The 12,986-nt window shown below is 62.9% G+C and carries 10 protein-coding genes; 5 read left to right on the top strand and 5 right to left on the bottom strand.

The window, feature by feature from the left end; genetic code table 11:
• Nucleotides 1-329: 329 nt before the first annotated feature.
• Genes ACSC1R_RS05025 through ACSC1R_RS05015 form a run of 3 tightly spaced genes read right to left on the bottom strand, consistent with a single transcriptional unit; the run spans nucleotide 330 to nucleotide 2,353 of the window.
• Nucleotides 330-1,316 (bottom strand): OapC/ArvC family zinc-ribbon domain-containing protein, encoded by a 987-nt coding sequence (locus ACSC1R_RS05025; RefSeq protein WP_439027981.1) that lies wholly within the window; start codon nucleotides 1,314-1,316, stop codon nucleotides 330-332.
• A complete protein-coding gene (locus ACSC1R_RS05020) occupies nucleotides 1,316-1,702 on the bottom strand; it encodes a DUF2073 domain-containing protein (RefSeq protein WP_261649127.1) in 387 nt (128 codons plus the stop codon). The genes ACSC1R_RS05025 and ACSC1R_RS05020 overlap by 1 nt, the downstream gene beginning before the upstream one ends.
• 3 nt (nucleotides 1,703-1,705) lie before the next feature.
• Nucleotides 1,706-2,353, bottom strand: coding sequence for an Era-like GTP-binding protein (locus tag ACSC1R_RS05015; RefSeq protein WP_439027980.1), 648 nt, complete (start codon nucleotides 2,351-2,353; stop codon nucleotides 1,706-1,708).
• A gap of 1,740 nt (nucleotides 2,354-4,093) precedes the next feature.
• On the opposite strand from ACSC1R_RS05015, the gene ACSC1R_RS05010 reads away from it, so the two are divergent.
• Complete coding sequence (locus ACSC1R_RS05010) at nucleotides 4,094-5,689, top strand: AAA family ATPase (RefSeq protein WP_439027979.1); 1,596 nt, start codon at nucleotides 4,094-4,096, stop codon at nucleotides 5,687-5,689.
• Between the two features lie 189 nt (nucleotides 5,690-5,878).
• Here ACSC1R_RS05010 and ACSC1R_RS05005 read toward each other — a convergent pair whose 3' ends face one another.
• Nucleotides 5,879-7,018: a S26 family signal peptidase gene (locus tag ACSC1R_RS05005; protein ID WP_439027978.1), complete on the bottom strand. Its 1,140-nt coding sequence runs from the start codon at nucleotides 7,016-7,018 to the stop codon at nucleotides 5,879-5,881.
• Nucleotides 7,019-7,120: 102 nt separating this feature from the next.
• Between ACSC1R_RS05005 and ACSC1R_RS05000 the strand changes: the two genes are divergently transcribed.
• Nucleotides 7,121-8,683, top strand: coding sequence for a DNA-directed DNA polymerase II small subunit (locus ACSC1R_RS05000; RefSeq protein WP_439027977.1), 1,563 nt, complete (start codon nucleotides 7,121-7,123; stop codon nucleotides 8,681-8,683).
• 46 nt (nucleotides 8,684-8,729) lie between these two features.
• On the opposite strand, the gene ACSC1R_RS04995 is transcribed toward ACSC1R_RS05000, so the two are convergent.
• Nucleotides 8,730-9,167 (bottom strand): hypothetical protein, encoded by a 438-nt coding sequence (locus tag ACSC1R_RS04995; RefSeq protein WP_439027976.1) that lies wholly within the window; start codon nucleotides 9,165-9,167, stop codon nucleotides 8,730-8,732.
• Nucleotides 9,168-9,368: 201 nt separating this feature from the next.
• On the opposite strand from ACSC1R_RS04995, the gene ACSC1R_RS04990 reads away from it, so the two are divergent.
• From ACSC1R_RS04990 to ACSC1R_RS04980, 3 genes are all read left to right on the top strand, one after another.
• Nucleotides 9,369-10,547 carry an aspartate kinase gene (locus ACSC1R_RS04990; protein ID WP_439027975.1) on the top strand — a complete coding sequence of 393 codons (1,179 nt, stop codon included), beginning with the start codon at nucleotides 9,369-9,371 and terminating at the stop codon, nucleotides 10,545-10,547.
• A gap of 94 nt (nucleotides 10,548-10,641) precedes the next feature.
• Entirely contained in the window at nucleotides 10,642-11,421 is a 780-nt protein-coding gene (locus ACSC1R_RS04985; protein ID WP_439027974.1) for a PHP domain-containing protein, read from the top strand.
• Between the two features lie 167 nt (nucleotides 11,422-11,588).
• On the top strand, nucleotides 11,589-12,932 hold the full coding sequence (locus ACSC1R_RS04980) for a tryptophanase (protein WP_439027973.1): 1,344 nt from the start codon (nucleotides 11,589-11,591) through the stop codon (nucleotides 12,930-12,932).
• Nucleotides 12,933-12,986: the final 54 nt, after the last annotated feature.

Here is a 12,986-nt window from a genome sequence, read left to right as displayed (position 1 = left end):
GCACTCCAGAGACTCCGACAGTGGTCAGGACGATCTTCGTGGCGTCACTCATGTGCGGGTGGTACGAGCGGGAACGCTTAAAACCACCAGTTCCGACCGCGACGCGTCTCCCTTCGGATGCACGCCCACGGCAGCAGCTAACTTGCAGTCGGCGTCTCACACTTCCTGCCGACGGAGAGACACCATGCCAGCGCGAAACTCCCCCAATTTCGACTGGAACAAGAATAGCGTTTTGCGTGGCTGATACCCTCGGTAAGAGATTGTTCGAGTCGAAATTGAGGGGTGTGCTGAGAACGGACAGGATGGGTTCGTTCAGCGGACCGACGCGGTCACTCGCTCCCGCGCCAGCTATCCGGAACATCGATGACGTAGCGGCCGTCCTCCCGCAGGGAGATGATGTACTCCTCGCGGTCGTACAGCTCCATCAGGTTCAGCTCGTACTGTCCCGGGTTGAGAATCTTGATGCTCTCGAACTGCTGGTTGAGTTCCTCGCGGAGTTCGTCGAGGTCTGGCTTGTCGGTGACCTCGGTGTCGGCCGGTTCGGAGACGACGCGACCCTCTGTCGGCTGTCCGCGTTTGCCGGGTTGGGTGGCTTCTGTTGGTTCCGGCGGCGAAGCACTGGCACCTGCACGGTCGGGTGTGTCACGTGCACGGTCCGCTGCGATGTCGCGACTCGAGGACGCGGCCGTCGCCTCTCCCGGGTCGGGGAGTTCGTCCGGGGAGACGACGTCGGAGCGAGCGCTCGCCTGCGCGTTGTCTTCCGTGGACATCGTTCGAGCTGAAATCCCCCCCGACGGTTCCTGTTCCTCCGGCGGTGATGTGGTCGCCTCCCCATCGGGAGTACCTGACCCGGGCTGTCCCGACTCCGAGGGCGGCGTTTCACGTCGAGCCGTGTCTGTCGATTTCGACGTGGACGGCGTCGGCTCGGGAGAGGTCTCTGGCGACCCGGGCGCAGATTCGGCTGACGATGCCGCCTCTGCTGACCCAGAGGTCGCGCGGGGCGAGCCACTCGACCGGGCAGCCGCCTTCTCCGCGGGCGTGTCGTAGTCCTCGGTCGCGGATTTCGGCCAGGCCTTCTTCTCGTCCTGTGAATTCCGGGCGACCCAGTCACGAACGGTCGTCGCCGCCTTGCTCACCGCGTTCGCATCGTCGTCGCGTGTCGGTGGTTCCGATGGAGAAGCGGACACGTTCGCGTCGTTCACGGCCCCCTTGGGGATGAACTGGAACTTGTTCCCGTCGCACTCGGGACAGCCCGACAGCATCTCCTTGGAGCCGTCTTCGAACGTTCGTCCGCATTCGGTACACTGGTGTGGCATTATTTCCGGGAGACGAGCGCGCTGATGAGGTTCTCGTCCTTGTGCAGCGTCTCTATCTGGTTCGCCGGTCCGATGACCGTGAGCTTCGACGTCTCCTCGCGCCCCATGATACGGTCGAGGATGCTCGAATCGTTCGTCTTCGAGCGGGGATACGTCTCGATCTCGATGCCGTTGAACTCGTCCGGGCTAATCTCGGTCATCGTGACCTCGATGAGCTTCGACTCCTCGTCCGGCGAAAGCCCTTCTTCGAGAATCACGATGTTTCCATCGCGGACCCCATCGAGAATCATCCGAATCTTCTCCATGCTCGCCAGGTTAGCCATCCGCTCGCCACTGATGAGGTCGATCTGGACCCCGCCGCCGTCCGAAGTTTTTGCTTCCGGCATTGTTCACCCGAAGTAGTCCGCAATCTTGTCGTAGACCTCGTCCATGTTCTCGCCTTCGAGTGCCGACAACGGGACGGTTTCGTGCTGTGGGAACGCGTCTTCGATGCGCTTCGTACTCGACTCGTCGAGGTCGATCTTGTTGGCGAAGATGAGCACCGGCAGGTCGCGTGATTCGATGATGCCGATGAGCATCGTGTTCACCTGCGTGAAGGGGTCTTCCGTGCTGTCGAGCACGTAGATGACCCCGTCGACGTCCTCGCGGAGCCAGTGCATCGCTTCCGCGACACCCTCGGTGGCCTCGCGGGAACGACGGACGGCCTCGTCCTTGTTGAAGTCGTCGAACTCCATGAACTCCTCGTAGTCGACCTTGGTCGTCACACCTGGTGTGTCGACGATGTCGATGTTGACGGAGCTCCCGTTTCGTTCGATTTCGACGTTCTCCTTGCGGCGAGCACGCCGCGTTTCGTGTGGAACGTGGCTCTCCGGTCCGACGGCGTCACCCGTCCAGTCGCGAGCGATTCGGTTCGCCAGTGTCGTCTTTCCAGCGTTCGGCGGTCCGTAGATGCCGATTCGCTTTTGCTGCTCCTCCTCTCCAAACAGACTCTCTCGTACGCGAGTGAGGCTGTCTTTCAGTCCTGAGATGAGTCCCATCCTGTTCTATCCTCCCACACGCGACGGGCCTGTAAAACCACGATTCACGTGCGTCTGCCCATAGTAGCGGACTCGACTCACTTAAGCCTACGTCAGACATATAATCAAGGTGACTTTTATACGGGCAATCTGTGGCGAAAACCCAGAGACACAGCGCCGACGCCGGGAAGATGAAACCCCCGGTGGTGAAGCCGCAATGATAGGGACACGAGGATGACGCTGCAGTGGCTGGACCAGGGTGGTGACTCGAGGAGCCACTGGTCAGACAGGCGAAATCATCATGACGAAAACGAGAGCGAGAGCGAGACATCGAGTCGGGTTGTATCGCGTCATGTCGTGTCGTGACAGTCTATGTCGTGCGAGTGAATAGCATGAACGATGCTACCGATAGTCGATGTGGAGCCCCCCACCCCTTCGTTTCAGGTGGAAACGGTCGCGAGGGGTAGGGCGGGGGCGGCTGAGTGGTGGTTTTGTTCTAGCTAGGGAACACGATTAGACCAAACTCTAGTATCAATTATAACTAGACCTAGTACTATTTTGATTAAAGCGGCAGTGCGGATATTGTTTATAGAGTAACGTCTTAAGCATTCCGGGTCTAGTAATCCCTCTCGACCCCCCACCCTCCTTCACAGCGTTCCACCCGAAACGAAGGGGTGGGGGGGTTCCTAGACACGTGCTAGCACCCCTTCGCTTCCGGTCCAATCGAGATCGAATCCAGTTGTCGGTCCGGTGCTCTCTCGACCATCTGATACCTGAGAGTTCGTTAGACGAGCACCAGACCAGTACCAGACCAGCACGGTGCGGGCGAACGGGTTCAGCTCGTTAGAAGAACCACTCGAGGACCGGTCATCGAGAAGAACGGTCACTGTGCGGGAGTTCGCTCCCACGACGGTGCGTGAGACCAGGCGAACCGAGGGGGAGTACGACCCGAGAATCAGAGAGACGGTGGCCAGATCGTGGACGAGAGGGGGAGTCGGTATTCAGACCCTGAAGACACGTCGTCTGTCTCGATTCGTCCTCTTTACTCTGGTTCCCCAATTACGGATTCCTCCTTTTTCGGACGTCCTCACGTCTTTTACAGACGTCCTCACGCCCATACGTACGCGCTGTAACTAGAATACAGCTTCTCGAGAGACACTCCTCGAGGTACCTGCCAACTGGTAGGGTTGCAGGCAGCCATCACCCGGAAGGGTGCAGGAGCTGTTCGACCGGAAACGTGGGGGGTGGCTCCGTTAGTTCCTACCTACCGAACCCCTTCACTTCTAGTCCACAGTGGCTCGGGCCGACGAACGAGCCGTGAAAACTGAGTTCGCGAAGGAACCGGGTTCGCGACGGGACGCTTTCGAGTCCGTCCGGGGATGGGGGTTGTCCGCTGATTCACACCACCTCACGAACACGAACCGGTAGCGTCTCGCTTGCTGGGTCGACCGGTCCCGGTTCGACTCGAAACCAACGGCGGCCCGCCCGGACACCGTAATGCGACGGTTCGGTCTCAGGCCCTCTCCTCGCCGAAGCGTCGCAGTCGCCCATTCAACACCCGTTTTCTTCGAGTGGAACGACCGTCGAACTGGTCGCTGAAGGACAACTATTATTACCCTCCTGTTCCTCTGGTTCGTTTGCATCAACTGGACGGTTCGACATCGCGTTCTACACTGTGGACCTGCTGATTTGCGGTGTCACGTCCTCTCTCGCGCGAACCGAAGACAATCTCCAGCTGAAATGGAGGGGTGAACCAAACAGATGACTGATAACGACGACGCGGGCAGTGACGGGCCAGACCGGGGTCGACCCGGGAAGATAGAGACATCACGAGACTTCAGTGTCGACCTCGACGACGTGGTCCTCGACGAAGACGAAGAGGAGGAGTCACAGGGGTTGTTCGACGACCTCCTCAGTGGCGAGCCGATATTCGAGAACAAAGAGGTCCTCCGTCCGTCGTACACGCCACACGAGCTGCCCCACCGGAAAGAACAGATCAACAAGATGGCGACTATCCTCGTCGCTGCGCTCAGGGGCGAGACCCCCTCGAACATCCTCATCTACGGGAAGACCGGAACTGGGAAGACCGCGAGCGCGAAGTTCGTCTCGAACGAACTCGAGAGCACTTCGAAGAAGTACGAGGTCCCGTGTTCCGTCGAGTACATCAACTGTGAGGTGACGGACACGCAGTACCGCGTGCTGGCCCAACTCGCGAACAAGTTCATCGACGAGAACGAGGCTATCATTGACCGGCGCATCGACGACCTCGAAGGCCTGCTGGAGGTAGTCGACGAGTACGAGTCGTCGGGTCGGGCAGGCGAGTCGTCGGGTCGGGCAGGCGAGTCGTCGGGTCGGGCGGGTAAATCGAACACCGCCTCCGACCGGGCACACCCCCTGTCCGGGACCGAATTCGCGTCACGGGCTGACGTCCGTGACCGAATCGAGACGCTCCGAGAGGACCAGGAGGAGTTCGAGAGCGTCCCGATGACCGGGTGGCCGACCGACCGCGTCTACAGCGTGTTCTTCGACGCGGTCGACTACGAGGAGCGCGTGGTCGTCATCATGCTCGACGAGATCGACAAACTCGTCGAGAAGTCGGGCGACGACACCCTGTACAACCTCTCGCGGATGAACTCCGAACTGGAGAACTCCCGCGTGAGCATCATGGGTATCTCGAACGACCTGAAATTCACCGACTTCCTCGACCCCCGCGTCAAGTCCAGCCTTGGCGAGGAAGAGATCGTCTTCCCGCCCTACGACGCCAACCAGCTCCGTGACATCCTCCAGCACCGCTCCGACGTCGCGTTCAAAGAGGGTGCCCTGACGGGTGACGTCATCCCGCTGTGTGCCGCCTTCGCCGCACAGGAACACGGCGACGCTCGCCGTGCGCTCGACCTGCTCCGGACGGCGGGCGAACTCGCGGAGCGCTCGCAGTCCGAGGTCGTCGACGAGGAACACGTCCGGCAGGCGCAGGACAAGATCGAACTCGACCGCGTGGTCGAGGTGGTGCGGACCCTGCCCACGCAGAGCAAACTCGTCCTCTTCGCTATCATCCTGCTGGAGAAAAACGGCGTCCACAACATCAACACGGGCGAGGTGTTCAACATCTACAAGCGACTCTGCGAGGAGATCGACGCCGACGTGCTCACCCAGCGTCGCGTCACCGACCTCATCTCCGAACTGGACATGCTCGGTATCGTAAACGCGGTCGTCGTCTCGAAGGGCCGGTACGGCCGCACCAAGGAGATCAGTCTCTCGGTCCCCATCGACGAGACCGAGGCCGTGCTCATGAGCGACTCGCGGCTGGGTGACATCGAGAACATCCAGCCGTTCGTGCAGGCGCGATTCAACAACTAGTCGACGTTCAGCTCTTCTGGTGGCCGTGTTTCGACTCGAACCGACGGTGGCGAGGTGAGCCAGCAGTCCACTCGCGCGACAGCAGTTCGCGGCCTCACCTTCGTTCGGCACGCTCACGAACGCACGCCTGTCAGCGAATCGGCTGCGGTTCCAGCCTGGAAAAGAAATCGAACAACTCGCTTTCCCTATCTACAGCCAGCCGCGTCGACGTGAAACGACGGTCCCCAGCCCGGCCGCGAACAGACCGAGTTGCAGTCGAAGTCCGGCAAGGGTCGCCGGTGCGGAACTGGCGGTCACGCTCGCGAGTTGAGCGAACTGCAGGCGGACCCAGCCGAGGAAGGGAATTCTCACTTTGGCTTTCCCCTGTATCCACTCGGGCCGGACGATGTTGGACTGACCGCCAATCTGGTCGTAGTGGTCGTTCGTAACCTGATTGTCTCCTTTCGTGATGAACCCGGCGTAGGGGGCCGGACAGGCGTTGTTCGCGATTTCGCCACAGGAGTCCGCGCCGTCGAGGTAGCTCTTGTTCGCCCTGTCGTACCAGTTCTCGCCGTCTTCGACGTAGAACATGGCGCGGTGGATGATGGGTGTTCGCCGGTCGCTCCCGTAGGGCTGGTAGACGATGACGTTTCCGTAGTCACCGAAGCTCCAGTACCCCTCGTTTCGCATGGCCTGCTGGTGAGTCACCACGCCGGTGCCGTCGATGGCACCACCTGGGGCGTAGCGGTGTTCGTCGACGATGAACACCAGGTCGTTCTTGTGCATGTGGGGTTCCATGCTCCCGCTCTCGACGGCGACGAGCGGGGGCCAGACGCCGCTGACGGCGAACAGGACGAGACCGATGAGGGCGACGGTCAGGACGCTGCTGCCGATGTCGCGGATGGTCTGGATTCCAGGGTTGTTCGTGTGGAGGAACCAGTCGAGGGGCCCGTCGAACTCCTCAGATTCGTCGTCTTCCTGGCGTCCACCGGACTGCGGCGGCGGTGCGTTCGAACCGGCGTCCGGGTCGACGATTCGTTCCTCGCCCGGAGCCGAACCTGAACCACTGTCGCGGTCGCTGTCTCCGGATTCGGGATTGCTCCCGGGTGTGGAGTTGTTCCCGGGTGCGGAGTTGCTGTCGGCTGCGGAATTGCTCCCGGCTGCGGCGTCGTCGCCGGTCACGTCACTCGCGCTGCCGTCTTCGGTCGAGTCGTCACTGACCCACTCCCACTCGTCTGTCGAACCCTGCGACTCGCTGGAACTGTCCGGGTCGCCGTCGCGACCGTCGGGGCCCGCGTCGTCAGGGTCGTCGGCGCTGCCGGGTCCGGTCATCTGGTCGTCGGTTGTCACCGCCAGCCAATCAACCTTCTGTTGGGAATCTCGCCACCGCCGGCACTCGATTGGTCGTGATTTTCGGCACCCTTTTGCCTGCCCGGCTAGTTCGAGTGTGATGTGCCACTGGAGGGGTCCGCACGTATCGTCGGCGAACTCGCGAGCCGCGGCTACAACGCCGAACGCGAGGCCGTGACGCTCATCGCGACGGCAGACGACCCGACCGGAACCCTCCGCGCAGTCGTCGACGCGGCTGGCGAGGATACCATCGTCATCACCGCCGACGACGTCCGGACAGTTCGAAACGGCGAGGTGAACAGTACGGTGACCGGTGCGCCCGACAGCAGCGATACACCAGCCTCGGCTGCCGCCGCTGACCCCTCCGTTTCAGGTGGAGAAGACCCCCCTTCGCCCGGGTCGGAGGCTGCTGCTCCAGTCGAAACGGGGGGGTCGTTCACCCGCGCCGGTGACGACTCGAAGCGGTCACTCGACATCGCAGGTGACATCACCGGCCAGAGCACCGGGACCGGCGAGTACAAGGACTTCGTGAAGGTGTTTCGCGACCGCTACGACAAACTCTCCAGCAAACTCCGCGGGCGAGTCAACCACCGACCAACCACCACCATCGAGTCGATGGCACCCGGTAGCGAGGTGGCCATCATCGGGATGGTGAACGACATCCGCTCGACAGCGTCGGGTCACTGGCTCGTCGAACTGGAGGACACGAAAGGGACCTTCCCCTGTCTCGTGATGAAAGACCGGGACATCGCAGAACTCGTCGACGAACTCCTCTGTGACGAGGTTATCGCCATCGAGGGGACGCTCTCGGACGACGCGGGCATCGTGTTCGTCGACGCGATGCACTTCCCGGACGTCCCCCGGACGTACGAACCGAACTACGCCGACCGGCACGTCCAGGCTGCACTCATCTCGGACGTCCACGTCGGCAGCCAGGAGTTCATGCACGACGAGTGGGACGCCTTCTGCGACTGGCTGTACACCGAAGAAGCCGAACACGTCGAGTACCTCCTCATCGCGGGCGACATGGTCGAAGGCGTCGGGGTCTACCCGAACCAGGACGAGGAACTCGACGTGGTCGACATCTACGAGCAGTACGAGACGTTCAACGAGAAGCTCAAACAGGTGCCCGGCGACCTCTCCATCGTCATGATTCCGGGCAACCACGACGCGGTTCGGCTCGCCGAACCCCAGCCCGGCTTCGACGACGAACTCCGGAGCATCATGTCGGCCCACGACGCCCGCATTACGGGCAACCCGTCCACCGTGACCATCGAGGGCGTCTCGGTGCTTATGTACCACGGCGTCTCGCTGGACGAGGTCATCGCGGAACTCCCCGGCGACAAGGCGAGCTACGACGACCCGCACAAGGCGATGTACCAGTTGCTGAAGAAGCGCCACGTCGCCCCACAGTACGGGGGTCACACCCGCCTCGCCCCCGAGGAGAAGGACTACCTCGTCATCGAGGACGTGCCGGACATCTTCCACACCGGCCACGTCCACAAACTCGGCTTCGGGAAGTACCACAACGTCCTCGCTATCAACTCTGGCTGCTGGCAGGAACAGACGGACTTCCAGAAGTCGGTGAACATCGACCCCGACGCCGGGTTCGCCCCCATCGTCGACCTCGACACGCTCGACGTGACCGTCAGAAAGTTCTCGTGAACTCCTGACGACCCGCACACCGAGGGCCGGTCTGCGCGGGTTCGTCTCAGTCGTCCATCCCGAACCGATACCGCAAGGTCTGCTTGTGCTCGAACCGTGGTCCGGTCCCGTTGCGTTCGAAGCCGGCCTGTTCGGCCGCGACGGCCGCTGGTTCGTCCGGGTCGGTGACGAGCAGTTCGACGGTCATCCCTTCCGTCCGGGCGAACCGTAGCGGCTCTTCGAGCAGTCGCTCGCAAGCGGCTTCGGTGCCGCCGAGCTGGGTGATGTGGACCGTGTCTGTCGCGGCGTCGAAGCTCACGAACCCGAGCAGTTCCGGCGTCTCGGATTCCTCGACGTCGGCGTTCGGGTCGTTGAGTTCGGTTCCCTCGGCTTCGGCGACCCGGACGGTCCGGTCGTGGACGAGGTTGCGCATCACGTCCGTCGGTGCATCGGCGATGGCGGCCAGTGCGGGTGCATCGGCCTCCACCGCGTCCCGTACGTGCATCGGTGGTAAATTGTGTCCGACAGGGTATAAAACCCGAAGGCCAGTCCTCGACCGTCCGGACGTCGAGCACTCACACCTGCAGGCCCTGGTGCGGTGTCGGTCGACGACACCGCGGCAGGTTTTTCCCCGGAGGGACATAGTTATGCCTGCGACGGGGAAATGTTGGAGTATGAGTGACGTACGTACCGACGAGGTGAACGTATGCGAGTAGTCGCCAAGTTCGGTGGGACGAGTCTCGGCAGCGGTGACCGCATCAACCGCGCTGCCGACTCCGTCGCCGCCGCCGTCCGCGAGGGACACGAGATAGCGGTCGTCGCCAGCGCGATGGGCAACACCACCGACGACCTGCTCGACGAAATTACGTTCGAGGCCGACGAGTCCGACCGCGCCGAAATCGTCAGCATGGGTGAACGGACGTCGGTCCGGATGCTCAAAGCCGCCCTGACCGCCCGCGGCATCGACGCTGTCTTCCTGGAACCCGGACACCCGGACTGGCCGGTCGTCGCCAACGAGAACGGGGAGGTCAACGTCGAGGAGACCAAAAAGCGGGCCGCGAAGATCGCCGAACAGCTCGACGGCGTCGTCCCGGTCATCACGGGGTTCCTCGCCGAGACCATGGACGGGCACATCACGACGCTGGGTCGCGGCGGCTCCGACACCACGGCCGTCATGCTCGGGAAGTACATGGACGCCGACGAGGTCGTCATCGTCACCGACGTCGAGGGCGTCATGACCGGTGACCCCCACGTCGTCGAAGGGGCCCGCAACGTCGGCCAGATTTCGGTCGACGAACTCCGTAACCTCTCGTTCCGCGGTGCCGAGGTCGTCGCACCCTCTGCACTCTCCTACAAGGACGACGACCTCGACGTCCGGGTCGTCCACTACCAGCACGGCGACTTGCTCTCCGGGGGCACCCAGATTACCGGCCAGTTCAAACACCTCGTCGACATGCTGGAGGAGCCACTCGCGTGTCTCACCATCGCGGGCCGGGCCATCCGCAACCAGTCCGGTGTGTTCCACCGCCTCTCCGAGGCACTCGCCGAGTCCGACATCAACATCGACGCGGTCGCCAGCGGCATGGACTCCATCACCTTCTACGTCGACGAGAAGGAGGCCGAGCGCTCCGAGAACATCCTCCACCGTGAGGTCGTCGAAGACGAGAAACTCTCTTCGGTGACGGTCGAGGACGACATCGCCGTCGTCCGTATCACGGGCGGTGAACTCCCGAACCAGCCCGGCGTCATCGCCGGCATCGTCAACCCGCTCGCCGACGCGGGCATCAACGTCCACGACATCATCACGAGCGCGACCAGCGTCGCTATCTTCGTCACCTGGGCGGACCGCGAGCAGACGCTGGAGATTCTCCAGAACCTGTACTGACCCGAACCGTCGAATCTCTCTCGTTCTCCCGTGACCTGTGAAGGGTTCACAGGGGACCATAATCTAAAACCGACCCCGACCCGTCGGTCCAGTCGTGCACGATTTCCACGTCCATTCGACCTACTCCGACGGCCGGTTCCTCACGCAGATGGTCTACGCGGCCCAGAAAGCCGGACTCGAGGGCATCGGCTTTGCGGACCACTGCAACGTCTCGGCGCGTGAGGACCCCCAGATATTCCGTGCGGCGTACGGGTTCAACCTCGATGTGACGTACGAGCGTCGGCGCTTTGGCATCGAGAAGGTGCGCGAGAAGTCGGACATCCCGGTGTACGACGCGGTCGAGATGGACTACGACCCGCGCGACGAAGCCGAGATTCGAGCCTTCCTCGACGAGGCGGACTTCGACTACGTCATCGGGAGCGTCCATTCGGTCGGCGAGTACAACGTCCAGTCGCCGCCGCAGTTCGCGGACCTCACCGAGGACGAACTCGACGCCTTCGTCGACGACTACTTCGACGCGCTGGTTTCGCTGGCCGAGTCGGAGTTGTTCGACATCGCGGCCCATCCCGACCTCATCGAGCGCACGGAGGCGCTCCGCGGGCGTGCCACGCTCGAACAGTACGAGCGCGCGACACGGGCGTTCGCCGAGTCGCGGACCGTCCCGGAAATCAACGCCGGGCGCGCTCTCGGCGACCCCGGGTTCGTCCATCCCGACCCGGAATTTCTGGAGGCGCTTCGCGAGTACGACGTGGCCGTCACCGTCGGGACGGACTCCCACCGCCCGGACGAGATCGGTGAGCGTGCCGCGTTCCTCGAATCGTTCCTCGACGAGCGCGGTATCGAGCCGGTCGCACCGCCGAAACTGGTCGACTGAGCGTCCTCGAGTCCTGCCGGTCGTCCTCGAAATCGTGCTTTTCAACCCTGCCGGTGTCGACTCCTGTTCTCACCTGCCCAACTTCGTACATCCCTCGGGGATTCTGTCGTCTCGGGGCCAGACAGCGCCAATTAGGACTTTCACATTTTCGCTCCAATACTGCCTCAATGACAGCGTACAAATCGAAGATGGTCGAGCGCATCCACCTCCCCGCCCGGGAGGAGCGCGAGGCCAACCTGGAAGCGGCAGGCTACAACGTGTTCAACCTCGACTCGGAATCGGTGTTCATCGACCTGCTCACCGACTCTGGCACGGGCACGATGTCCGACCAGCAGTGGGCCGCCCTCATCCGCGGCGACGAGTCCTACGCCGGGGCACGCAGTTTCCACAACCTCGAATCGGCCGTCGAGGACGTGATGGGCTTCCCGTACGTCGTCCCGGCCCACCAGGGCCGCGGCGCGGAGAACATCCTCTACGGCGCGCTGGTCGAGGAGGGGGACGTGGTCCTCAACAACACGCACTTCGACACGACCCGCGCCCACATCGCCAACCAGGGCGCAGACCCCGTCGACTGCCCGGTCCCGGCGGCCCGCGACCTCGACGCCGAGGGTGACTTCAAGGGCAACTTCTCCGTCGAGGAGGGGCGCGCGGTCGTCGAGGAGGTCGGTGCGGAGAACGTCCCTGCTGTGGTCCTGACCATCACGAACAACTCCGCGGCGGGCCAGCCGGTCTCGGTCGAGAACACCCGCGAGGTCCGCGAGTTCTGTGACGAGATCGGCGCGACGTTCGTCGTCGACGCCTGCCGGTTCGCGGAGAACGCCTACTTCGTCACCCAGCGCGAGGCCGAGTTCCGCGACTCGTCGGTCGCCGAGGTCGCCCGCGAGCAGCTTTCCTACGCCGACGCCGCGGTCATGTCCGGCAAGAAGGACGGCCTCTCGAACATCGGCGGTTTCGTCGGCTGTCACGACGAGACGCTGTACGAGCAGGTGAAACAGCGCGGCATCCTCTACGAGGGCTTCGCCACCTACGGCGGGATGTCCGGCCGCGACATCGAGGCGCTCGCGGTCGGTCTCCGCGAGGCAGTCGAGGAGGCCTACATCTCGGACCGCGTCGGGCAGGTCCAGTACCTCGGCCAGCTCATGGCCGAAGAAGGGCTTCCGGTGTTCCAGCCCATCGGCGGCCACGCGGTCTACCTCGACGCGGGCGAGTTCTTCCCGCACATCCCGGCCGAGGAGTTCCCCGGGCAGGCACTCGTCTGCGAACTCTACCGCGAGGGTGGCGTCCGCTGTGTCGAACTGGGTAGTTTCGCGTTCCCCGGCAGCGACCGGCCCGAACTGGTCCGCATGGCCGTCCCGCGCCGGACCTACCACAAGGAGCACATCGAGCACATCGTCGAGACCGCGAAAGAGGTGTGGGAACACCGCGAGGAGGTCGACGGGCTCGAAATCACGAAGGAGCCCGAGATGAAGGAGATTCGGCACTTCACGGCGGAACTCGAACCGATGGCGTGAGCTGATTTCCCGTCGGGATTCGGTCGTTTTTTCGTCCAACTCGGTGGTCGTGTC

Source organism: Haloarchaeobius ordinarius (assembly GCF_051801355.1).
GTDB lineage: Archaea > Halobacteriota > Halobacteria > Halobacteriales > Natrialbaceae > Haloarchaeobius.
The sequence above is the reverse complement of the archived record's forward strand: the minus strand, read 5'-3'. Positions and strand labels throughout refer to the sequence as shown.